This is a genomic window from Streptomyces sp. BE20 (genome assembly GCF_036322525.1).
Classification (GTDB): Bacteria; Actinomycetota; Actinomycetes; order Streptomycetales; family Streptomycetaceae; genus Kitasatospora.
Genome location: NZ_JAQYWW010001186.1, coordinates 1 through 21,158, shown reverse-complemented (window position 1 = coordinate 21,158; position 21,158 = coordinate 1). Strand labels below are relative to the sequence as shown.

The 21,158-nt window shown below is 74.7% G+C and carries 19 protein-coding genes, 1 pseudogene and 1 riboswitch; of the genes and pseudogenes, 9 read left to right on the top strand and 11 right to left on the bottom strand.

Features of this window, described 5'->3' with window-relative positions; all coding sequences use genetic code 11:
• Positions 1-22: 22 nt before the first annotated feature.
• The 4 genes from ribH to PUR61_RS37760 form a co-directional block, all read right to left on the bottom strand.
• Entirely contained in the window at positions 23-493 is a 471-nt protein-coding gene (gene ribH / locus PUR61_RS37775) for a 6,7-dimethyl-8-ribityllumazine synthase (RefSeq protein WP_329884194.1), read from the bottom strand.
• Between the two features lie 88 nt (positions 494-581).
• On the bottom strand, positions 582-1,889 hold the full coding sequence (locus PUR61_RS37770; RefSeq protein WP_329884192.1) for a bifunctional 3,4-dihydroxy-2-butanone-4-phosphate synthase/GTP cyclohydrolase II: 1,308 nt from the start codon (positions 1,887-1,889) through the stop codon (positions 582-584).
• Complete coding sequence (locus tag PUR61_RS37765; RefSeq protein ID WP_329884190.1) at positions 1,886-2,530, bottom strand: nicotinamide mononucleotide transporter family protein; 645 nt, start codon at positions 2,528-2,530, stop codon at positions 1,886-1,888. The genes PUR61_RS37770 and PUR61_RS37765 overlap by 4 nt, the downstream gene beginning before the upstream one ends.
• The gene (locus PUR61_RS37760) at positions 2,527-3,213 is read right to left on the bottom strand and encodes a riboflavin synthase (RefSeq protein WP_329884189.1); all 687 of its coding nucleotides are present in this window, start codon (positions 3,211-3,213) and stop codon (positions 2,527-2,529) included. The genes PUR61_RS37765 and PUR61_RS37760 overlap by 4 nt, the downstream gene beginning before the upstream one ends.
• Before the next feature lie 204 nt (positions 3,214-3,417).
• A riboswitch (FMN riboswitch) is annotated at positions 3,418-3,545 on the bottom strand.
• 229 nt (positions 3,546-3,774) lie between these two features.
• On the opposite strand from PUR61_RS37760, the gene PUR61_RS37755 reads away from it, so the two are divergent.
• Both PUR61_RS37755 and PUR61_RS37750 read left to right on the top strand, forming a co-directional pair.
• On the top strand, positions 3,775-4,023 hold the full coding sequence (locus tag PUR61_RS37755) for an SCO4226 family nickel-binding protein (protein ID WP_329884187.1): 249 nt from the start codon (positions 3,775-3,777) through the stop codon (positions 4,021-4,023).
• Between the two features lie 113 nt (positions 4,024-4,136).
• Entirely contained in the window at positions 4,137-4,832 is a 696-nt protein-coding gene (locus PUR61_RS37750; RefSeq protein ID WP_329884185.1) for an MSMEG_1061 family FMN-dependent PPOX-type flavoprotein, read from the top strand.
• Positions 4,833-4,953: 121 nt separating this feature from the next.
• Here PUR61_RS37750 and PUR61_RS37745 read toward each other — a convergent pair whose 3' ends face one another.
• Positions 4,954-5,178 (bottom strand): YegP family protein, encoded by a 225-nt coding sequence (locus tag PUR61_RS37745; protein WP_329884183.1) that lies wholly within the window; start codon positions 5,176-5,178, stop codon positions 4,954-4,956.
• Positions 5,179-5,295: 117 nt separating this feature from the next.
• Between PUR61_RS37745 and PUR61_RS37740 the strand changes: the two genes are divergently transcribed.
• The gene (locus PUR61_RS37740; RefSeq protein ID WP_329884181.1) at positions 5,296-5,790 is read left to right on the top strand and encodes an HIT family protein; all 495 of its coding nucleotides are present in this window, start codon (positions 5,296-5,298) and stop codon (positions 5,788-5,790) included.
• Here the strand turns inward: PUR61_RS37740 and PUR61_RS37735 are convergent.
• Positions 5,787-7,361: an alkaline phosphatase family protein gene (locus tag PUR61_RS37735; protein ID WP_329884180.1), complete on the bottom strand. Its 1,575-nt coding sequence runs from the start codon at positions 7,359-7,361 to the stop codon at positions 5,787-5,789. The genes PUR61_RS37740 and PUR61_RS37735 overlap by 4 nt on opposite strands.
• 173 nt (positions 7,362-7,534) lie before the next feature.
• Positions 7,535-8,308: a GntR family transcriptional regulator gene (locus tag PUR61_RS37730; protein WP_329884178.1), complete on the bottom strand. Its 774-nt coding sequence runs from the start codon at positions 8,306-8,308 to the stop codon at positions 7,535-7,537.
• Between the two features lie 432 nt (positions 8,309-8,740).
• Between PUR61_RS37730 and PUR61_RS37725 the strand changes: the two genes are divergently transcribed.
• The 3 genes from PUR61_RS37725 to PUR61_RS37715 all read left to right on the top strand — a co-directional run bounded on the left by PUR61_RS37725 (position 8,741) and on the right by PUR61_RS37715 (position 15,166).
• Positions 8,741-9,877 carry a glycoside hydrolase family 19 protein gene (locus PUR61_RS37725; protein ID WP_329884176.1) on the top strand — a complete coding sequence of 379 codons (1,137 nt, stop codon included), beginning with the start codon at positions 8,741-8,743 and terminating at the stop codon, positions 9,875-9,877.
• Positions 9,878-10,021: 144 nt separating this feature from the next.
• Positions 10,022-11,101, top strand: coding sequence for a serine hydrolase domain-containing protein (locus tag PUR61_RS37720; protein ID WP_329884174.1), 1,080 nt, complete (start codon positions 10,022-10,024; stop codon positions 11,099-11,101).
• A 336-nt stretch (positions 11,102-11,437) separates the two neighbouring features.
• Entirely contained in the window at positions 11,438-15,166 is a 3,729-nt protein-coding gene (locus PUR61_RS37715) for a SpoIIE family protein phosphatase (RefSeq protein WP_329884172.1), read from the top strand.
• Between the two features lie 59 nt (positions 15,167-15,225).
• Here PUR61_RS37715 and PUR61_RS37710 read toward each other — a convergent pair whose 3' ends face one another.
• The 3 genes from PUR61_RS37710 to PUR61_RS37700 all read right to left on the bottom strand — a co-directional run bounded on the left by PUR61_RS37710 (position 15,226) and on the right by PUR61_RS37700 (position 18,298).
• Entirely contained in the window at positions 15,226-16,302 is a 1,077-nt protein-coding gene (locus PUR61_RS37710; protein WP_329884170.1) for an S-adenosylmethionine:tRNA ribosyltransferase-isomerase, read from the bottom strand.
• A complete protein-coding gene (locus PUR61_RS37705) occupies positions 16,299-17,192 on the bottom strand; it encodes an SDR family NAD(P)-dependent oxidoreductase (RefSeq protein ID WP_329884168.1) in 894 nt (297 codons plus the stop codon). Before PUR61_RS37705 ends, PUR61_RS37710 begins: the two co-directional genes overlap by 4 nt.
• 86 nt (positions 17,193-17,278) lie before the next feature.
• Entirely contained in the window at positions 17,279-18,298 is a 1,020-nt protein-coding gene (locus tag PUR61_RS37700) for a pseudouridine synthase (RefSeq protein WP_329884166.1), read from the bottom strand.
• Between the two features lie 191 nt (positions 18,299-18,489).
• Here PUR61_RS37700 and PUR61_RS37695 point away from each other — a divergent pair, with 191 nt between their 5' ends.
• From PUR61_RS37695 to PUR61_RS37685, 3 genes are all read left to right on the top strand, one after another.
• Positions 18,490-19,590: a PP2C family protein-serine/threonine phosphatase gene (locus tag PUR61_RS37695; protein ID WP_329884164.1), complete on the top strand. Its 1,101-nt coding sequence runs from the start codon at positions 18,490-18,492 to the stop codon at positions 19,588-19,590.
• Positions 19,591-19,716: 126 nt separating this feature from the next.
• On the top strand, positions 19,717-20,112 hold the full coding sequence (locus tag PUR61_RS37690; protein WP_329884162.1) for a DUF3224 domain-containing protein: 396 nt from the start codon (positions 19,717-19,719) through the stop codon (positions 20,110-20,112).
• Positions 20,113-20,225: 113 nt separating this feature from the next.
• On the top strand, positions 20,226-21,008 hold the full coding sequence (locus tag PUR61_RS37685) for a DUF5995 family protein (RefSeq protein WP_329884160.1): 783 nt from the start codon (positions 20,226-20,228) through the stop codon (positions 21,006-21,008).
• Positions 21,009-21,011: 3 nt separating this feature from the next.
• Here PUR61_RS37685 and PUR61_RS37680 read toward each other — a convergent pair.
• Positions 21,012-21,158 (bottom strand): annotated as a pseudogene (locus PUR61_RS37680) (GuaB1 family IMP dehydrogenase-related protein); the annotation flags it as partial.

Here is a 21,158-nt window from a genome sequence, read left to right as displayed (position 1 = left end):
GAAGGCGCGGCCCGCCCGCGGCTCAGAGCGCGCGCAGGGTGACGGCGGTCGCGACGGCGGCCGTGACGGCCTCGTGCCCCTTGTCCTCGGCGGAGCCCGGCAGGCCCGCCCGGTCCAGCGCCTGCTGCTCGTCGTCGCAGGTCAGCACGCCGAAGCCGACCGGAACGCCGGTGTCCACGCTGACCTGGGTGAGACCGGCGGTGGCGGCCTGGCAGACGTAGTCGAAGTGCGGGGTGCCGCCGCGGATCACCACGCCGAGGGCGATCACGGCGTCGTAGCCGCGGTCGGCGAGCCGCTTGGCGGCCACCGGCAGCTCGAAGGTGCCGGGGACGCGCAGGACGGTCGGCTCGGCGACACCCAGCTCCTTCAGGGCGCGGTGGGCACCGTCCAGGAGGCCGTTCATCACCTGCTCGTGCCACTGGGCGGCGATCACGGCGACCTTGAGGCCGGCGGCGTTGTCGATGGTCAGCTCGGGGGCTCCGTGGCCGCTCATGTGCGGGTGCCTTTCGATGGTTCGGCTCGGTGGTTCGGCGGTGCGGGCGGGTGGTGCGGGCGGGTGGTGCGCGGTGCTGCTCCGCGGGTCAGGAACCGAGGCCGGGCAGGTCGTGGCCCATCCGGTCGCGCTTGGTCCGCAGGTAGCGCAGGTTGTGCTCGCCGGCCGGGATCTCCACCGACTCGCGGCCCTTGACCTTGAGCCCGTGCTCGGTGAGCGCGGTCAGCTTCTCCGGGTTGTTGGTCAGCAGGGTGAGCGAGCGCACCCCGAGGTCGCAGAGCATCTGGGCGCCGATGCTGTAGTCGCGGGCGTCCGCGGGCAGGCCCAGTTCGAGGTTGGCGTCGACGGTGTCCCGGCCCTGCTCCTGCAGCTCGTAGGCGCGCAGCTTGTGCGCCAGACCGATGCCCCGGCCCTCGTGGCCGCGCAGGTAGAGCACCACGCCGCGGCCGGCCTCGGCGACCCGCCGCAGCGAGGCCTGCAGCTGCGGGCCGCAGTCGCAGCGCAGCGAGCCGAGGACGTCGCCCGTCAGGCACTCCGAGTGGACCCGCACCAGGACGTCCTCGCCGTCCGGGAGCCGGCCGTCCGCGTCCAGCCCGCCGGCGACCAGGGCGATGTGCTCGACCCCGTCGATGGTGCCCTGGTAGCCGACGGCGGTGAACTCGCCGAACTCGGTGGGCAGCGAGGTGACGGCGGCCCGGCCGACGTGCAGTTCGGTCCGGCGGCGGTAGGCGATCAGGTCCTCGATCGAGATGATCGCCAGACCGTGCTCGCGGGCGAAGGCGACCAGCTCGGGCAGCCGCGCCATGGTGCCGTCGTCGTTGACCACCTCGGCGATCGCACCGGCCGGCGCCAGCCCGGCGAGCCGGGCCAGGTCGACGGCGGCCTCGGTGTGACCGGGGCGGACCAGCACGCCGCCGTCGACGGCCCGCAGCGGGAACACGTGCCCGGGGCGGGCCAGGTCGCCGGGCCCGGTGCCGGGCGAGGAGAGCAGCCGGACGGTACGGGCCCGGTCGGCGGCCGAGATGCCGGTGGAGACCCCGTCGCGGGCGTCGACCGAGACGGCGTAGGCGGTGCCCTTGCGGTCCTCGTTGACCTGGGTCATCGGGGGGAGCTTGAGCCGGTCCAGTTCGTCGCCGGTCATCGGGACGCAGATCACGCCGGAGCTGTAGCGGATGGTGAACGCCATCAGCTCGGGGGTGGCGGCGGAGGCAGCGAAGACGATGTCGCCCTCGTTCTCGCGGTCCTCGTCGTCGACCACGATCACGGCGCGGCCGAGCGCGATGTCGGAGACGGCCCGCTCGACCGGGTCCAGGGCGAGGTCGAGCACGTCGGCGTGGTCGCCGGTGTGGGCCGGGGTCTGCTTCTCGGGCTGGTTCTCGGGCCGGTTCTCGGTCATGCGGAGGCTCCCTGGAGGACGCGGTCGGTCGAGGGACGGGCGGTACGGCCGCGCAGCCACCAGGCACGCAGGCCGAGCAGGACCAGGACGAAGTAGACGGAGTACGTGAAGCCGGAGAAGACCAGCCCGTTGTTGAAGGCGAGCGGGACGCCGACCAGGTCGACGGCGACCCAGGCGAACCAGAACTCGACCCAGCCGCGGGCCTGGGCCACCATCGCGGCCAGCGTGCCGACGAAGATGTAGGCGTCCGGCCAGGCGTCCCACGACAGTTGCGGGTAGACGGTGAAGAGCGTGCCGACCGCCACGGTGCCGAGCGCGGTGCCGCCGATCAGCACGGCGCGCTCCCGGCCGGTGGCGAAGCGGACCTCGACGTCGCCGCCGCCGTGCTTGCCGCGCTGCCAGCGGGTCCAGCCCCAGACGGCGGCCACGATGACCACGAACTGCTTGCCCACACCGCCGCTGAGGTGGGCGGACCAGTAGGCGCCGACCAGGACGACCCCGGACAGCAGTTGGACCGGCCAGGTCAGCCGGGAGCGCCGCCAACCGAGGGCGAGCGCGGTGAGGCCGAGCAGGTTGCCGATGATGTCCGAGCGGTAGACGTCCTGACCGAAGAGGTGGACGGTGCCGTTGAGCCAGTTCACGTGTTCTCTCCGGCGGTCGTCGGAAGGGTGGGGAGGGCGGGGAGGGCGGGGAGCGTGCGGGACTCCAGCAGCCGCTCCACGTACTTGGCGAGGACGTCGACCTCCAGGTTGACGCTCTCGCCGACGGCCCTGGTCCCGAGCGTGGTCAGCGCGAGGGTGGCCGGGATGAGGCTGACGGTGAAGCTGTCACGGGCCGCCTCGACCACGGTGAGGCTGACACCGTCGACGGTGATCGAGCCCTTCTCCACCAGGTAGCGCGAGACCGACTCCGGGAGCGAGAAGCGCAGCACCTCCCAGCGCAGCTCGCCGGCGGCGTCACGCTCGCCCGGTTCGCGGCTCAACAGCCGCCCGGTGGCGTCGACATGACCCTGCACCAGATGTCCGCCGAGCCGGGCTCCGAGCGCCATGGCCCGCTCCAGGTTGACCCGCGAGCCGGGCTTCAACTCGCCCAGGCTGGAACGGTGGAGTGTCTCGGCCATCACGTCCGCACTGAACTCGCCGGTTCCGGCGGCCAGTTGGTCGGGGCTGTCGACGACGGTCAGGCAGACGCCGTTCACCGCGATGGAGTCGCCGTGGTGCGCGTCCTGACAGACCACCGGACCACGCAGGCGGATTCGCGAGGAGTCGCCGATCTCCTCGATCGACACGACCTCGCCGAGCTCTTCGATGATGCCGGTGAACACCCGGGTTCTCCTCGCGCTTGGGGCGCGGACTCCGGGGCTGTGGCATGGGAGATGACACGGACGGGCACGGGGTGCACGGATCCGCCGACGGCGGGCCACCCGTGGTCACGGGTCACCGCCGACCGGCCGACGGCAGAGGAGACCTCTCCCGTCGTGCACGTCCGCGGTCCACCGGGGGACCACGGATACCGCTCTCTCGTCCGTCGCGCACGCCTCCCATCCGGACTTTAACCGTCGGTCCAGGAATTTCACCTGGTCAACCGGCCGCTGGCTGCGGACGGGTCGCGGACTGTAACCGCCGGTTCGGATTTTCACCGACCCCGGAGTGCGCTGAACGTCACTGCTACTACTGCCGTCATTGTGCCATGATCCGTGCGGTCCCAGGGAGAGGCCCCGGCTGTGGTCTGTTTCACGCGGAGGCCGGGAATGCGGGCGGACGGGAGTACGCGGCGGGCGCGGGGTGCGCGGGGCTCCCGGTGGCGGTTCGCGGTGCGCCGGGCGCACGCTGGTGGTAGGCGGACGGACGGCGGCCGTCCGCAGGCTCCAGGAGGTGCGAGCACGATGGCGAAGTTCATGGATGTCCACCACGGGATGGCCGGCATCACGCAGGACGAGTTGCGGATGGCCCACCAGGCCGACCTGGCGATCCAGGCCGAGGAGGGCGTGCAGTTCGAACAGGCGTGGGCCGACCCGGAGTCGGGCATCGTCTACTGCCTCTCCGAGGGTCCGTCGAGGGAGGCCGTGCAGCGGGTCCACGAACGCGCCGGACACCCGGCTGACGAGGTGCACCCGGTGCCGCTGATCGTCTGAGCAGGCCCGAGGGGTCGGCGATCCCTCCGAACCCGGACCCGGCGGCCGGGTCGCGGGCGGCCTCGGTGCTGCCCGTCGGCGATCACCCGGAGGCCCTCGGCTAGATTTCCGGTATGACCAGCACACCGGAGACTCCCGACCCGTCAACCGTCGAACCGGGCACCCCGAACGGCCTGTTCGAGGCGCTCGGCGCGAGCGCCGTCCGCGACGCCGCGGGTCTGCGGGAGGTCTACGAGCAGCCCGGCGTCCATGCCCGTCGCAAGCAGGTCGACCACCTCCACGAGGTGGCACGCCGACTGATCGCGTGCTCGTCGCTGGTCTTCGTGGCCAGCGCGGACGCGGACGGCCGGTGCGACGTCTCCCCGCGCGGCGGGCCGGCCGGGCTGGTGTCGGTGCTGGACGAGCACACCCTGGCGATCCCGGACGCGACCGGCAACAAGCGGCTGGACACTCTGCACAACATCGTCGAAACCGGCCGGATCGGGCTGATCTTCGTGGTGCCGGGCCGGGACTCCACGCTGCGGGTGAACGGCCGCGCCTGCGTCTCCACCGATCCCCGGCTGCTGGAGCAGCTGACGGCGGTCGGCAAGCCGCCGCGCAGCGCGATCGTGGTGGCGGTCGAGGAGGTCTACGCGCACTGCCCGAAGGCGTTCCTGCGCTCCTCGGCGTGGAAGCCGGAGAACTGGCTCGCCGCGGACGCCCAGCCCAGCTCGGCCGAGGTCACCCTCTCCCACCTGGGGGACCCGTCGCTGACCGTCGAGGCCATCGAGCAGAACGAGCGGGAGGCGCTGCTCTACCGGTACGCGTAGCGGCCACCCGCCCGGCAGGAGCCGGGACGGTGCGGGAGACCGGGCTCGACGCACCTCCGCGTCCGGCCCGGCCTCCCGCACGCGCACCGCGGTCCGCGGACCGCGGACCGCGGACCGGAGCTCAGGCCGCGGCCTTGGCCACGTCCACCACGCTCGCGCCCGCGGCGGCCCGCTGGACCGCCTCGACTCCCTTGTGGGCGGCGTCCTTGCTCGCGTACCCCTGGCCGGTGGCGACGATCTCGCCGTTGCCCGCCTTGAGTCGGAACCGGAACTTGCCGCCGGAGTCCTCGTACACCTCGAACTTGCCCGCCATCCGGGCCACCTCCTCGTCGAGGGGGCGCGCCACGCGCCCCCTCCTGCACGGTGCGCCCCGGCCGGGGCGCACCGCACCCGGTCGGGGTCCGGACGGGTGACGCCGCCGCACCGGCGCGCCGGTGCGGCGGGAGGCCGCTTGAATGGACGGATGGACTGCGTCTTCTGTGCGGTGGTGGCGGGCACCGAGCCCGCGCACCGGGTGCTGGACGACGGGTCGGCGGTGGCCTTCCTGGACCGCCGCCCGCTCTTCCCCGGCCACGTGCTGGTCGTACCGCGCGCCCACCACCCCACCCTGGCCGACCTTCCGCCGGCCGAGGTCGGCCCGTTCTTCCTGCGGGTGCAGCGGGTGGCGGCGGCGGTCGAGCTCGGGATGGGAGCGGCGGGCAGCTTCGTCGCGGCGAACAACCGGATCAGCCAGTCGGTGCCGCACCTCCACGTCCACGTGGTGCCGCGCAACCCGAAGGACGGGCTGCGCGGCTTCTTCTGGCCGCGCGGGAAGTACCCCGACGAGGCGGGCGCGGCGGAGGTCGCCGGGCGGCTGCGCGCCGCGCTCGCCCCGGTCGCCCCTGTCACCCCGGTCGCCCCGGTCGCCTCGCCGGAGGGGCCGGCGGGCGGTCCGACCGGCGGGCCGGCCGGCCCCTAGCTCTGGCCGACCCGGACGTTGTCGAGCACCCAGTACCAGTTGTTGCTGCCGGTGTACCGGAACCGCAGCCGCAGGCGGCTCGCGCCCGCCGGGACGGCCAGGTTCAGGGTCTGCCGGCCGTTGGTCTCCGCGGTGTAGCTCTTCACCTGGACCGGCGCGCCGCCGTCCCAGACGGCGAGCACCTGGGCGGTCTGGGCGCCCTCCTGCTGGTAGTAGGTGGTGAAGGAGACCGGCACGGTGGCCAGTCCGGCGACCGGGTACTCGGGGCTGACCAGGGTGGAGTCGTAGCTGCCCTTGAAGGTCTTGTCGGCCCACTCGTCGGAGTCCGCGACGGCGAACACGTTGCGGGCGCGGACGTTGAGCTCGCGGGACTGGTCGCGCTGGGCCTTGGTCCAGAACTCGTCGGTGGTGAACGACCAGCCGCGCCACTCGGTGATACCGCCGGTGCCCATCGCGGAGTTGTCGACCGACCAGCCGCTCGGCGGGGTGTGGGTGAAGCCGAGGACCCCGGCCGGGATGCCGGTCTCGTCGACCCGGCCGGTCAGCTGCGGGCGCAGCGTGTCGAAGGCGTCCGGGACGAGGCTCGGGACCGGGCTGCCGTCGAGGCCCCAGGCCGGGTCGACGGCGATGCCGAGGTGGGCGAGGGCGGTGGGGGCGATGTCCACCATGCGCACGTCGTACCGGACCGAACCGGCCGGGAAGGCCGAGCCGTTGGCGATGACGAAGGTCTGCCGCTCCTCCCAGGTGGAGCCGCCGTGGCCGCCGGTGGGGGTGTGCCCGTGGTCGGCGGTCACCATGACCAGCCAGTCCTCCTGCGCGTACCCGGTCCGGCCGCGGACGGCAGCGAGGATCTGGCCGACCTGGGCGTCCACGCCGCGGATCGCCTCCAGGTAGGCCTGGCTGGCGGAGCCACTGCTGTGGCCGGCGTGGTCGACGTTGTCGAGCTGCACGAAGACCGCGTCCGGGTCGGTGTCGCGGAGCCTGGCGACGGCGCGGGAGGTGGTGCCGGCGTCGTACTCGGCGGACGGCGTGGCCACCCGGGTGTCGACCCGCCCGGAGTAGATGATGTCGGCGATCGGCGCCCAGGAGGCGACCACGTAGGTGTTGAGCGCGGGCCTGGCGGTCTCGGCCCGGGTGAGGAAGTCGGGGTAGGCGGCGAAGGCGGGGGCGGTGAAGTTGTTGTCGCGGACGTTGTGCTTGTCCGGCCAGACGCCGGTGGCGACGGTCGACCAGCCCGGGCCCGAGCTGGTGCCGGCCATCGGGTTGGCGTAGAGGCTGCCGGCGGCGGTGAGTCCGCCGGCCATCAGCGCGTTGAGGTTGGCGGCGCCGGAGTCCTTGATGCGGTTGAGCATGGTGCCGTCGAGGCCGATGACCAGCACCTTGGGGGTGCGGCCGGCCACGGCGGCGGTGGCGGCACGGGCGGCGCCGGCGGTCAGCGGGGCGGCGGCGAGTACGGCGGCGGCGGAGCCGAGGAGCAGGCCGCGGCGGGAGAGGCCGGAGGCGGCCGGGGCGGCGGCGGGGGGCGTGGCGGGGGTGTGCGGGGTCACGTCGTCCTCCTGATGCTGCGTCATGGCGGGGAAGGGGGCGGTGACCACGGTCGGATCGGCGGATGGACGACGGTGGCCCGGCTTCCGACCCGGGCATGAACAGCGCTCGAAATTAGGTCCAGACCCGTTATCTCTGCGTGATCAACAAGGGGTCGGGGTCGGGGACAGGACCAGGGTCGGGCCGGGCCCCGGGGTCGTCAGCCGGCTTCGAGACGCGTGGTGAAGCTGAAGCGGTCACCCCGGTAGAGCGAACGCACCCGCTCCACGGGGGCACCGGCCGGATCCATGGTCAGCCGGTGCAGCAGCAGCATCGGCAGCGCCGGCGGCGTACCGATCAGCAGTGCCTCGCGCGGCGAGGCCAGCACCGTCTCGATCCGCTCGTCGGCCGCACCGAAGGTGATGCCCGCCTTCTCGGCCAGGAACGCGTAGAGCGAGGATCCCGGATCGAACTCCCGGTCCAGCGCCGGGACCCGCCGCACCGCCAGGTAGGTGCTCTCCAGCCCGACCCGCTCTCCGTCCGCGAGCAGTACCCGCTCCAGGTGCCAGACCGGCTCGCCCGGTGCGATCCGCAGCTGTCCGGCCAACTGGGTCCCGGCATCGAGCCGTTCCAGCCCGATCAGGGTGCGGCCGGGGACCCGGCCCTGGCGGCGGACCCCCTCGGTGTAGCTGGCCAGCGAGAGCGGCTGCTCCAGCTTGGGGCCGGCCACCACCGTGCTGCGCCCGCGCCGGCGGACCCGGCCCTGGATCAACAGGTCGCGCAGGGCCTGGCGGAGCGTCTCGCGGGCCACCTCGAAGCGGGCGGCCAGCTCCCGCTCGGTCGGCAGCACGCCACCCTCGCCGAGCTCGTCGAGCAGTTCCTCCAGCCGGCCCTTGACGGCGTAGTACTTGGGCACCCGGCCGTGCTCCGGGATACCCGACCTGATCGGTGCACCGGGGCCGGACAGGGCGGCGGGGTCGGGGGTCTCGTCCACCCCGTCATCCTCCCAGACCACCGGGCGGGGCCTACGCAGGTGCACGGCCGGGGCGGGGCCCGTGGGGTGGGCGGGGCCCGTGGGGCAGGCGGGGCCTGCGGGACGGGCCGGATCCGTGTGTCGGCCGGAGACGGAGGGCGAGTTTCGGCCGGGGCGCGACCGGGGTGCGGAGGCGGGCAGGTCAGGGCAGGGGGCGGACACCGTGCGGACGGTGACGGACCGGGGGCCGCAGCCGCCGAATCCGGGCCCCGCCACGCCGTGCGCTCTTGACAGGTTTAGACCATTCCGCTTGAGTCTGGGCCAGCCCCGCACCGGCCCGCACCCCGGTCGGCCCGTCCCCCACGACGAGCCCCCACACCGCGGGGCCCCCTCCCTGCCCCGACCTTCCCGCCTCCACGACCGTGCGGCCCCCACCGCACAAGGGGTGATCAAGTGTCAACGAAACGTCTCCTCGCACTGCTGTCCGCCGTCGTCACGGCCCTGGCAGTCGTCCTGCTGCTGCCCGCCGCCAACGCGAGCGCCGCCGTCTGCGCCACGCCCTGGAGCTCGTCGGCCGTCTACACCGGCGGCACGAGCGCCTCGCACAACGGCCACAACTGGTCCGCGAAGTGGTGGACCCAGGGCGAGGCCCCGAGCACCGCCGGCTCCGGCGTCTGGGCCGACCAGGGCACCTGCGGCACCGGCCCGACCCAGACCCCCACCACGACGCCCACCGCCACTCCCACGGTGACGCCCACCGCGACGCCGACTCCCGGGAACTGCGCCTACCCGGACTGGGTCGCCGGACGCACCTACACCACCGGCACGATCGTCCGGTACGTCAACGGCAGCTTCTACCGGGCCACCCACGACAACCCGGGCTACGACCCGGTGATCAGCACCTGGTACTGGGAGCCGTACAGCTGCGGCCCGACGCCGACGCCGACCACCACCGTGACCCCCAACCCGGGCGGATTCCCGGTCAGCCAGGCGCAGTTCAACCAGATGTTCCCGAACCGGAACACCTTCTACACCTACCAGGGCCTGCTCGACGCCCTCTCCGCCTACCCCGCCTTCGCGGGCACCGGCACGGACACCGTGCGCAAGCAGGAGGCCGCGGCCTTCCTCGCCAACGTCAACCACGAGACCGGCGGCCTGGTCTACGTGGTCGAGCAGAACACCGCCAACTACCCGCACTACTGCGACGCCGCGCAGTCGTACGGCTGCCCGGCCGGTCAGGCCGCGTACTACGGGCGCGGCCCGATCCAGCTGAGCTGGAACTTCAACTACAAGGCGGCCGGCGACGCCCTCGGCATCGACCTGCTGCGCAACCCCAACCTGGTGCAGACCGACCCGGCCGTGGCCTGGAAGACCGCGCTCTGGTACTGGAACACCCAGAACGGGCCCGGCACCATGACCCCGCACAACGCCATCGTCAACGGGTACGGCTTCGGCGAGACCATCCGCAGCATCAACGGCAGCCTGGAGTGCAACGGCGGCAACCCCGCGCAGGTGCAGAGCCGGATCAACGCCTACCAGCGCTTCACCCAGCTGCTCGGCACCGTTCCGGGCAACAACCTGAGCTGCTGACCGGCACGACGGCCGCCCACCGCCGCCCGCCCCCACGCATGCGGGCGGCGGTGGGCGCGTACCTCCGGCGGACGAACGGCGGGGGCCCGAAATCGTCGCCACGGTGGACGTCGCGACCGGCCGGGGGATCCTAGGCTCGGGGTCATGAACGACCTTGGCAGCCTCGTCCAGCAGACCGCCGACCGCCTCGCCGGCCAGCACGTCGGCGCGGTGGTCGCCGGCCTGGCCGGAGGCACGGTGGAGATCCGCGGCGCCGGCCGCACCGGCCCCGGCAGCGCCGGCGGTGCTCCCGGCCCGGACACCCTGTTCGAAATCGGCTCGGTGACCAAGGTGTTCACCTCTCTCGCGCTCGCGCGACTGGCGCTCGCCGGCACCGTCGCCCTCGACGAGCCGCTCGCCGACGTCCTGGCCGACGCGCTCCCGGCGGGCGTCACCGTCCCCGCCAAGGGCGGCACCCCGCTCACCCTCCAGCACCTCGCGACCCACTCCGCCGGGCTGCCCCGCCTCCCCGCCGGGATGCTGCTGCCGGCCCTGCTCACCCCCAACAAGCCCGACCCGTACGCGCACTGCACCGCCGAGTACCTGCTCGCCGGACTCGCCCGCACCCGGCTGCGGGCCGCCCCCGGCCGAAGCTTCCGCTACTCCAACCTCGGAGCCGGACTACTCGGCCTCGCGCTCACCCACCGGACCGGCCTCGGCTACCAGGAGCTGGTGACGCGGGAGATCTGCGCCCCGCTCGGCCTGACCGACACGACGGTGACGCCGGACGCCGAGCGCGCCGCCCGGCTGGCCCCCGGACACACCTCCGGCGGTCGCCCCGTCCCCGGCTGGGACCTCGCCGACCTGGTCGGCGCCGGCGGCCTCCACTCGACCGTCGCCGACCTCGCGATACTCGTGCGGGCCCAGCTGGCGAACGGCACGGACGGTGACGACTCGCCACTGGCGCCCGCGATCGCGCTCAGCCGGGAGGTCCGCCACCGGGTCAACCCGTTCGCCTGGATGCACCTCGGGTGGCTCGGCCACCGCCTGCACGCCCGCCAGGGCGGCCACCTGCAGATCTGGCACAACGGCGGGACGGGCGGCTACCGGTCGTTCGTGGCCTTCGACCCGGAGAAGCAGGTGGGCGTGATCGCCGTGGTCAACACCCGCCGTTCCGTCGACCCGGCGGGCGTCGCGCTGTTGCGCACGCTCCAGAACACCCACGCCTCGGGCGGGACGGCGTAGGAGCGCAGCGACGCCCACCGCCGCGGGCGGCCGGGCAGGCCCCGGCCCGGCCCGGCCCGGGGTACCGGTGTCGCCCGCTCGGACGCCGGGCGTGACCGGCCGGTCGCCGCCGGTCGCCGCCGGGCGGCCCGGGCTCGCCGTGCACCGGACGTCGGACCCGCCGACTTCCTGTGCGGGCGGCCGGAGGGGCCGGAGGGACCGGGGCGGGCCCACCGGTCGCGGGCGCCGCCCACCGGTGCCGGGGCGCGTGCCGCGCGGGCGGAGCAGGGCGCGTGGGAAGATGGCAGGGCTGGCGAAAACGATCTCCGGGCGGTTCTCTGGCCATGGTGACCGAGCATGGTGAACGAGCGGCGTGACCTCGGCGGGCCCGGGCGGGCTCGCCGGGACGAACCGGGCGGCGAACCCGGCGGGGGGCCGTACCAGGACGCCCTCCTCATGGTGCCGATCGCCACCGCGCTGATCGAGTCCGACGGCCGCATCCTGCACTGGAGCAACGACGCCGAGGCGCTGCTCGGCTACTCCCCGGAGGAGGCCATCGGCGCCCGGGCCGCGCAGCTGCTGGCCCCCGACGACCAGCGGCCCGAGGTGCTGGAGCTGTTCCAGGAGATCCTGGACGGGCGCGGCTGGTCCGGCGTGTTCCCGGTCCGGCACCGGGACGGCCACCACGTCAACCTGGAGTTCCGCACCCACCCGATCGCCGGACCGGGCGGCAGCCCGCTGGTCCTGGCCGTGGCGTCGGACGTGACGACCCTGCGCCGGATCCAGGCGGACCTGGCCGTGCTGGACGGCTTCTTCACCCAGTCCCCGGTCGGCATGGGCGTCTTCGACAGCCGGCTGGCGTTCGTCCGACTGAACGAGGCGCTGGCCCGGGTGAACGGGTTGCCGGTGGACCGGCACGTCGGCAGCCGGCTGACCGAGCTGCTGCCCGGCATCGACGGCGAGGAGAGCGAGGCGGTGATGCGCCGGGTGCTGGAGACCGGCGAACCCGTCCTGGACGCCCGGTCCCACGGCCGGACCCCGGGCGACCCGACGCACGAGCACGCCTGGTCGGCCTCGTACTTCCGGCTGGAGGACCCGAGCGGCCGGGTGCTCGGGGTCAGTTCGACGGTCATCGACATCACCGAGCGGTTCCGTGCCGACGCCCGCGCCGCCCGGGCGCAGGAGCGGCTGGCCCTGCTGGTCGACGCCAGCGCCTCGATCGGCACCACCCTCGACCTGCGGCAGACCGCCCGCGAGCTGGCCGACGCCATGGTGCCCAAGGTCGCCGACATCAGCGGCGTCTTCGCGCTGGAGGCGCTGGCCGCCGGCCGGACCGTCGAACCGCTGGACCCGTCCGCGCCGCAGCAGGTCCGCCGGCTCGCCCTGGCCACCACCGACCCGCTCTACCCGGCGGAGGCCCTGCCGGTGGACGCCGTGTACGAGGTGGCGCCGGAATCCCCCTACGCGAGGGCGCTGGCCACCGGCCGGACGGTGGTGGTGCCCTCCTGGGAGCTTCCGCCACTGAGCAACGGGATCAGCGAGAGCCGCCGCCAGGCCTACCTGGGCGACCGGCCGCGGTCCGTGCGGATCACCCCGCTGGTGGCGCGCGGCACCACCCTCGGCATGATCGTGTACTCGCGGCGCGGGGAGCGGGAGTCCTTCGCCGAGGCGGACATCACGCTCGGTGACGAGCTGGCCTCCCGGGCGGCCGTCGCCATCGACAACGCCCGCCTCTACCTGCGCCAGCACCAGATCGTGCTGGCGCGGCAGCAGGCCCTGCGCGAGGCGAAGGCCGCACAGGAGCGGCTGGCGCTGGTGAACGTGGCCTCCACCCGGATCGGCACCACGCTCGATCTGGCCCAGACCGCACTGGAGTTGGCCGAGGTGGCGACGCCCCGGCTGGCCGACACGGTGGTGGTCGAGGTACTGGACGACCTGGTACGGGGCGAGCGCGAGGCCCGGCCGTCGACGGACGGCTCCGCGGTGCTGCGGCGGATGGCGTTCCACTCGGCGCACGGCTCGACGCTCGAACCGATCGACCGGACCGGCGGCGTGCAGCGGTTCCTGCCCGGCTCGCCCTACGCCTGGGCCCTCACCCGTCGCAGGCCGGTGCTGGTGCCGAGGATGGACGAGGCCGGGATGGCCTGGTTCGCGAACGACCCGGTCCGCACGGCGGCCGTCCACGAACAGAACGTCCGCTCGTTCATGGTGGTGCCGCTGATCGCCCGGGGCTCACCGGTCGGTGTCGCCGCCTTCTACCGGACGGTGGTGGACCATCCCTACGAGGACGACGACCTGGCGCTGGCCGGGGAGCTGTCCGTCCGCGCGGCCGTCGCGATCGACAACGCCCTGCTGTTCACCCGGGAACGGGACGCGGCAGCGGCCCGCCAGCGCGCCCTGGACGAGGCGTGGGCCGCGCAGCAGCGGCTGTCCCTCCTCAACGAGGCCTCCACCAGGATCGGCACCACGCTCGATCTGGACCGCACCTCCGAGGAGTTGGTGGAGGTGGTGATCCCCCGCTTCGCCGACTTCGTCACCGTCGACCTGCGCGACGCGGTGCTCGGCGGCGAGGACCCGTCCCCCGTCCCGGCCGACGGCTCGGTGCTCATGCGGGCCGTGGCCGTCGGCGAGGCCGCCGCCGACGGCACCATGTCCCGGGCGGCCGACCAGGTCGGCACGACCTCGCAGTCCGCCCAGGTGTACGCGGAGAGCCTGCGCACCGGCCGCTCGATCCTCGTCTCGGAGGTGGACGAGGCGGCGCTGCGCCGGATCGTGGCCTCGGAGGACCGGGTGCAGCCGGGGCTCGACGCCGGCGTGCACTCCTACCTGATGGTGCCGCTGCTGGCGCGCGGACTGGTGCTCGGCGGCGTGGAGTTCATCCGCACCCGCAACCCGCTGCCGTTCGGCGCGGCGGACCGGGCGCTGGCCGAGGAACTGGCCGCCCGCACCGCGCTGGCCATCGACAACGGCCGGCTCTACCGCCGGGAGCGGGAGACCGCGCTCACCCTGCAACGGAGCCTGCTGCCGCAGGAGATCCACCGCACCCTGGGGCTGGAGATCGCCTACCGGTACCTGCCCAGCAGCGTGGTCAGCGAGGTCGGCGGCGACTGGTTCGACGTCGTCCCGCTCTCCTCCGGCCGGGTCGCCCTGGTGGTCGGCGACGTCATGGGCCACGGCATCCGGGCCGCCGCGACCATGGGTCAACTCCGCACGGTGGCCCGCACCCTGATCACCCTGGAACTGTCGCCGGACCGGGTCATGCACCGGCTGGACGAGGCCACCACGGCGATCGGCGAGGGCCAGTTCGCCACCTGCGTCTGCGTGGTGTACGACCCCGTCGGCCGGCACTGCATCGCCTCATGCGCGGGCCACCTGCCGCCGGTGGTGGGCGACGGCCGGGGCGGCGCCCGGCTCGTCGAGCTGCCGCCCGGGGCTCCGCTCGGGGTGGGCGGAGTCCCCTTCGAGAGCGTCGAGTTCACCCTCCCCGAGGACGGCCTGCTGGCCCTCTACACGGACGGATTGGTGGAGCGGCGCGGCCGTGACCTCGACGAGGGCCTCGACCTGCTCTGCCGCACCATCGCCGCCGGCACCCACCGCTCGCCGGAGCAGACCTGCGACGCGGTGCTGGCCGAACTCACCGGCCGCACCAGCGAGGACGACATCGCCGTCATCATCGCGCAGGCCCGGCCGGTCGGCTCCGACCGGATCGCCACCCTCCCGCTCGGCGACGACCACGCGATGGTCGCCCACTCGCGCCGCTTCACCCGTGACACGCTCGGCGACTGGGGGCTGGGCGCGCTCGCCGACTGGGCCGAACTGCTCACCAGCGAGCTGATCACCAACGCCCTGGTGCATGCCGGATCCCCCACCCAGCTGAGGCTGTTGTGCAACCGGACGCTCACCGTCGAGGTCGCCGACCAGGACGCCGAGTCGCCCCGGATGCGCCGCGCGCGGGAGGAGGACGAGGGCGGGCGCGGTATCCACCTGGTCAACGAGCTCGCCCACCGCTGGGGCAGCCGGAAGACACCGGACGGGAAGGTGGTCTGGTTCGAACTGGAGCTTCCGCCGGGCCTGGTGGAGCGGTAGCACGGCCGGGGACCGGCCCGGCTCGGCTCGGCTGCGCGGGATTCCGGGGGCGCCGCCGGTCAGTCCGGGAGCAGCAGGTTGACGTCGCCGAACTCGTGCCACAGGTACCGCTGCCGGACCGCCTCCCGGTAGCAGCGCGCCAGCAGCGGCAGGCCCGCGACGGCGGCGAGCAGGTGCAGGTGCGAGGCGCGCGGCTCGTGCCAGCCGGTGAGCAGGCCGTCCACCGCCCGCACGCCGCGCTCGGGGGTGACCATCAGCTCCGTCCAGCCCTCGGCCTCCCGCACCGCGCCGTCCGGGCCGGCCGCCGACTCCAGGGCGCGAACGGCCGTGGTGCCCACCGCGATCACCCGCCCGCCGCCGGCCCGGACGTGGTCGACCAACCGGGCGGTGGCGGCCGGTACCCGGAACCACTCCGCGTACGGCGGCTCGTGCGCCTCCGGGGAGGCGACCCCGGTGTGCAGCGTGATCGGTGCCAGCAGCACGCCCCGACCGGTCAGCCGGGCCACCACCTCGGCGCTGAACGGCCGCGCCGCACTGGGCATCTCACTGCTTCCCGGGACGGTCGCGAACACCGTCTGGTAGGCCTCGATCGGCCAGTCGCGGTCGACGTAGCCGTAGCGCACGGCCCGGCCGTGCTGCGCGAGGTACCCGGTCAGCGGCCCCGGGAGGACGAGCCGGGCGTGCCAGAGCCGGGCCGTGAATGGTGCGGTCAGCTCGGCCGACCCGCCCGCCGGCAGCGACACCAGCAGCCCGGGCCGGGCGGGCGACTGCGCCGACGGGAAGTGGGCGGGCGCCTCACCCGGGACGACGCGGCGCAGTTCGACCAGGTGCGCGCCGTGCCGGTCCGGCCGGCTGGAGGACAGGTGCAGGGCGACCGGGCCCCCGTCGGGCAGCCGGCCCGGCAGCGCGGCGGGCAGGGTGGCCGAGTTGTTGACCACCAGGAGGTCGCCGGGGCGGAGCACCTCGGGCAGCTCGGTGAAGCGGTGGTGCGCGACGGTGTCGGTGCCCCGGGCGTTCCGGCGGCCGACCAGCATCCGGACGCCGTCCCGGGTCGTGCCGCGGGCCTCCGCGGGTGCGCGGGCGGAGAGTTCGGGCGGGACGGTGACGTCGAGGGCGGGCTCGGCGACCGCGGTCACCGGTCCCCCCTGCGGGCGGACGACGCGGCCAGGGGCACGGAACCGACGGGGGCCTCGGCGAAGGCGTGGCCGGGGGCCTCGGCGGCGGGGGCGGCGGCGGGGCCGGCGGGGTCCGGTCCGGCCGTCACGGCGCCGGCGGGGCCGACCCGGTCGGCGAGCAGCTCGGAGGCGCGGTACCGGCCGGAGGCGGCCCGGTCGCGGACGAGGGCGAGCAGTGCGGGCGCCACTTCCTCGGGCAGCGGCTCGCCGGAGATGTCCTCGCCCGGGCTCGCCTCCTGGAGCATCCTGGTGCGCATGCTGCCCGGATCCACCGCCCAGACCCGCAACTCGGGCTCCTCGACGGCCAGTACGGCCGAGGCGAGGTCCAGCGCCGCCTTGCTCGCGCCGTAGCCGCCCCACCCCTCGTACGCCACCGCGGCCGCGTCCGAGCTGATGTTGAGGACGTCACCGGTGTGGGCGCGCAGCTGCGGCAGGACGAGCTGGGTCAATGCGATCGGGGCGAGGACGTTGACCTCGAACGTCTCCAGCAGCTCGGGCAGCGGGAAGTCCGCCAGACGGGGCAGGGGTTCGCAGCTGCCGTCGGCACCGGCCGCGTCGGCGCCGTTGAGGGTCCCGGCGTTGTTCACCAGGAGCCGCGCCCCGCCGAGGGCCGCCGCGGCCGAGGCGAGACGGGCCCGGTGGTCGTCGTCGACGATCGAACCGGCGAGTGCCACCACCGTGGTGAGCTCCGCCAGCTCGGCCTCCGCGGTGGCGAGTTCGGCCCCGCCCCGGGAGGTGATCACGAGCTGCCAGCCGTCGGCGGCGAGGGCCCGGGCGAGCGCCCGGCCGAGACCGCGCGAGGCGCCGGTGACCAGGGCGACGGGGCGGTTGCTGATCTGTTCTGCGTTCATGGCACCACGATCACCCCGGACCGGTCCGATCCGGATCGGCCGCCGGACCCGCCCCCACCTCGGCCCTTCGTCCTCCGCCCTCCGGCCTAGGACAGCCGGGCCGCCTGCGCGGGGGCGGACGGCGGCGGGCCCGGGGCGGGTCGGACCTCCGGGTCGGCCGACCCGGCCCACCCGGCCGGGTCGGCCCACGCGGACAACGTCCGGCGGCTCTCGAAACGGCGCGGGTGCCCGCTCAGCGGATCGGTGAACTCGACCACCGAGGAGAGCAGTTGGAGTGGGCGGCGAAAGTCGTCCGGGGCCGGCTCGGGCAGCACCACCGGGTACACCGGGTCGCCGAGGATCGGCACGCCCAGGCCGCTCATGTGCAGGCGCAGCTGGTGCGTCCGCCCGGTCGACGGCAGCAGCCGGTAGCGGGCCAGCGCGCCGCGCCGCTCGGCCAGGTCGATCCGGCTCTCGCTGTTCGGCGGCGCGTCCACTTCGCGGGCCGCGATCTCGCCGCGCTCCTTGAGGATGTGGCTGCGCACCGTCCGGGGCAGCTCCAAGTCCGGGTCGTACGGCGCGACCGCCTGGTACTCCTTGTGGACCAGGCGGTCCCGGAACAGCGTCTGGTAGGCGCCCCGGTCCTCCGGGCGGACCACGAACATCGCCAGCCCGGCCGTCAGCCGGTCCAGCCGGTGCGCCGGGCTGAGGGCCGGCAGGGCGAGTGCGTGGCGCAGCCGGGAGAGCGCCGTCTCCACGACGTGCCGGCCGCGGGGGGTGGTGGCCAGGAAGTGCGGCTTGTCGACCACCACGAGGTGCTCGTCGTGGTGCAGCACGTCCAGCGCGAACGGGACCGGCACCTCCGCCGGCAGCTCCCGGTAGAACCACAGGTGCGCCCCGGGCCGGAACGGCTCGTCCGGCGCGATCGGCAGCCCGTCCTCACCGACGATCCCGTGCTCGTCCAGCAGGGCGCCGACCCGCTCGACCGCCGCGGCGGGCAGCCGCTCGGCCAGGTACGCGCGCACCGTCGGCCACGGGCCGCCGACGACCGGCAGCCGCAGGTGCACCGGGTCCACTCCTAGGCGTTGCGGGAGGGGGGCGGCCGGCGGCGTGCTCTTGCGTCTCATCTCGCCGGCCAGCCTATCCGGCCCGCCGGACCGGACCGGGCGGGCGGACCGGGCGGGCGGACCGGGCGGAGCAGGCCGGCCCGCCGGGATGCCGTCCGCGGCGGCCCCGGTGGAGAGTGGGGGGTGGAAGAGGGTGGAAGCACGCAGGCGCCCCTCCCGGTGCCTCCGTCGACCTCCTGGGAGGCGAGTGCGTGACCGAGACCGCCGACGGCCCTCGGGACGGGGCACGGCCGCCGCGCCTGCCGCGGCGGACCCGGCTGCTGCTCTACTGCGCCTTCCTGCTGCTGGTCGCGGCCGTGGTGGCCGATCTCCTCACCGGCCCGGGGACGACCCTCTCCCCCGTCCTCGCGGTGGCACCCGTGCTGGTCGGGGCGACCACCCGCCGTGCCCGGGTGCCGTTGGCCACCGGGGTGGCCGCGGCCGTCGCGGCCGGGCTGCTGGAGCGGGGCAACACCGCCGTGTCGGGTTCCGTCCACCTCACCGCGCTGGTCACCATCCTCGCGGCGACCCTCGCGAGCACCGCCAACGTCGTGCTGATCTCCTCCCGGGAACGCGAGCTGCTCCAGGTCCGGACGGTCTCCGAGGCGGCGCAGCGGGCGCTGCTGCGCCCTCCCCCGGAACGGATCGGCCCGCTGCGGATCGCCGTCCGGTACGTCGCGGCGGCGGCCGAGGCGCGGATCGGCGGCGACCTCTACGAGGTGGCCGACACGCCGTTCGGCATCCGGGTGCTGCTCGGGGACGTCCAGGGGCACGGGCTGTCGGCCGTCGAGACGGCGGCCGACGTCCTCGGGGCCTTCCGTGCGGCGGCCCGCACCGAGCCCGACCTCGCCCGGCTCGCCGGGCGGCTGGACGCCGCGCTGGTCGCCCGGCCGGACAACGAGCGGTTCGCCACCGCCGTGCTGCTCGGCGTCGACGGACCGGGGGGCTCCGCCCTCCTGGTCAACTGCGGCCATCCGCACGCCCTGCTGCGCCGCGCCGGCCGGGTGACCGAACTCGTGCCTTCCCGGCACGCGCCGCCGCTCGGCCTGCTCGATCTCCTCGGCGGCGGCCGCTACCGGGCCGATCCGTTCGAGCCGCTCGCCGGGGACCTCCTGCTCCTGCACACCGACGGGTTCTCCGAGGCCCGCGACCCGGCGGGCCGCTTCTACCCGATCACCGACCGTCTCGCCGCCCTGCACGCCACCGCGCCCGACGCCCTCCTCGACGACCTCCTCGACGATCTGGCGGCGTGGGTCTCCCCGACCGGTCTGGACGACGACGCGGCCGCGCTGGCCCTCCGCTGGGAGTACTGAGCGGCCGCGGGGCCGGCGGGCCGGCCGCCCGCACGGCGCCGCGGCGCGCTTGTCGGTGGGGCGTGCAAGGGTGGGCCTGCGGTCGGCGACGGGCCCGGCCGCGGAGTTCGGTCGAGGGACGGTGCCATGGGGAGCAGGACGAGCGGGGCGTTCGAGCTGACGGCGTTCGAGCCGGAGGAGACGGACGAGCAGCCGGGGTCGACGGTCGGCCGGGTGCGGATCACCAAGGACTTCACGGGCGGGCTGACGGGGACGAGCCTGGTGCGGATGTTCTCGGTGATGGACGGCGAGGGCGGGCCGGCCGCGTACGTGGCGGTGGAGCGGTTCACGGGCACGCTGGACGGGCGGCAGGGGTCGTTCGTGCTGCAGCACTCCGCGCCGGGGAGCCAGGGCGAGCGCCTCGCGATCCGGGTGGTGGCGGGGACCGGCTCGGGTGGGCTGACGGGGATCACCGGCACGTTCGAGCTGAACGTCGACGAGCAGGGCGCCCACACCTACGTCCTGGAGTACGAGCTGGGCTGAGTGGCGGAGGGGGGCGGAGGAGCAGCCGGGGGCTCCGCGCGGCACCGACCGGGCCCAGGCAGGCGACTGTCACGATGATGCGATCAGTGCACGATCGACATCGGAGGGTGAGGATGGCCGGCACGCACACGCGGGTGGCGATCGGGGTCGACGGCGTGATCCGTCGGCTGCGGGCGATCGGGCGCGGGCTGCCGCCCGGTGACGGCGTCGCGGTGTTCAACCGGATGTACCTGACCGTGACGGAGACGGTCCGGGCCCGACTCGGGGAGTTCGCGGACCCCGGCGCCGTGGCCGAGCTGGACGTCGTCTTCGCCGGGCGCTACCTGCTGGCCGTGGACGCCGTGGCGGCCGGGCGCCGGCCGCCGGCCAGCTGGCAGCCGCTGTTCGAGCGGCGGGCGTGCCCGGAGGTGCACCCGGTCCAGTTCGCGCTGGCCGGGATGAACGCGCACATCCAGCACGACCTGCCGCTCGCCGTGATCGACACCTGCCGGCGGCTGGGCCGCGAGCCCCGGCAGCTCGCGGCCGACTACCACCGGATCAACGATCTGCTGGCCGGGGTGGAGGCGGCGGTCCGGGAGCAGCTGATGCCGGGGCCGGACCTGCTGGAACGGATCGAGCCGCTGACCCACCGGATCGGCGCGTGGTCGGTCGACGCCGCCCGGGACGCGGCCTGGTCGTCGGTCCGGGTGCTCTGGGAGCTGCGCGGGCTGCCGGGCGCCGCCGTGGCGTTCACCGCGACGCTGGACGGCGCGGTGGGGCTGCTCGGCCGGGCGCTGCTCGCCCCGACGGGCCTGCACCCGGCCACGGCGGACGCCCGCCCGCACCCCGCCACGACACCGGCCGGGCGGCTCCCCGTCGCGAGGAGCCGCCCGGCCGGCGGTGGGCTTCAGCGCTAGGCGTCAGGCCCAGCTGGAGTGCAGCGGCTTGCCCTCGGCGTAGCCGGCGGCGCTCTGGATGCCGACGACGGCCTTGTCGTGGAACTCCTCCAGGGAGGCCGCGCCCGCGTAGGTGCAGGAGCTGCGCACGCCGGCCACGATCGAGTCGAT

Bases quoted from the DNA above. Each gene is read 5' to 3' on its own strand.
- ribH (WP_329884194.1), bottom strand. From the start codon at position 493: ATGAGCGGCCACGGAGCCCCCGAGCTGACCATCGACAACGCCGCCGGC.
- PUR61_RS37770 (WP_329884192.1), bottom strand. From the start codon at position 1,889: ATGACCGAGAACCGGCCCGAGAACCAGCCCGAGAAGCAGACCCCGGCC.
- PUR61_RS37755 (WP_329884187.1), top strand. From the start codon at position 3,775: ATGGCGAAGTTCATGGATGTCCACCACGGGATGGCCGGCATCACGCAG.
- PUR61_RS37750 (WP_329884185.1), top strand. From the start codon at position 4,137: ATGACCAGCACACCGGAGACTCCCGACCCGTCAACCGTCGAACCGGGC.
- PUR61_RS37740 (WP_329884181.1), top strand. From the start codon at position 5,296: ATGGACTGCGTCTTCTGTGCGGTGGTGGCGGGCACCGAGCCCGCGCAC.
- PUR61_RS37735 (WP_329884180.1), bottom strand. From the start codon at position 7,361: ATGACGCAGCATCAGGAGGACGACGTGACCCCGCACACCCCCGCCACG.
- PUR61_RS37720 (WP_329884174.1), top strand. From the start codon at position 10,022: ATGAACGACCTTGGCAGCCTCGTCCAGCAGACCGCCGACCGCCTCGCC.
- PUR61_RS37715 (WP_329884172.1), top strand. From the start codon at position 11,438: ATGGTGAACGAGCGGCGTGACCTCGGCGGGCCCGGGCGGGCTCGCCGG.
- PUR61_RS37705 (WP_329884168.1), bottom strand. From the start codon at position 17,192: ATGAACGCAGAACAGATCAGCAACCGCCCCGTCGCCCTGGTCACCGGC.
- PUR61_RS37700 (WP_329884166.1), bottom strand. From the start codon at position 18,298: ATGAGACGCAAGAGCACGCCGCCGGCCGCCCCCCTCCCGCAACGCCTA.
- PUR61_RS37690 (WP_329884162.1), top strand. From the start codon at position 19,717: ATGGGGAGCAGGACGAGCGGGGCGTTCGAGCTGACGGCGTTCGAGCCG.
- PUR61_RS37685 (WP_329884160.1), top strand. From the start codon at position 20,226: ATGGCCGGCACGCACACGCGGGTGGCGATCGGGGTCGACGGCGTGATC.